Origin of the sequence: Sodalis-like endosymbiont of Proechinophthirus fluctus, assembly GCF_001602625.1 — a bacterium.
Lineage (GTDB): Bacteria > Pseudomonadota > Gammaproteobacteria > Enterobacterales > Enterobacteriaceae.
The window spans coordinates 32,433-32,639 of sequence record NZ_LECR01000050.1 but is presented as its reverse complement, the minus strand read 5'-3'; the positions used below and the strand labels follow the sequence as shown (position 1 = coordinate 32,639).

Genomic DNA, 207 nt, shown 5'->3' with positions numbered 1-207 from the left:
TGGCCTGGATTTTGACCAGGCTGCTGCTAGTGGATCTACTGACTGCTTATTTGGTTACTAGTCCGGGTTGGTTTGGATACCGTGGCGATTATCGCTACCGGCAGTCAGGTAAATATCGTTTTCGTAATGGCGATACAAAGCCTGTTTATTCGCAATTTTGCTGGTTTAGGACGGCGATGGCGCGTTTCATCTCCTGTACTTTCGTTC

Annotated in this window: 1 pseudogene; it reads left to right on the top strand. The window is 47.8% G+C overall.

The features are described 5' to 3' along the window. Positions 1–207: pseudogene (locus BG74_RS17245) on the top strand (AbrB family transcriptional regulator); the annotation flags it as partial.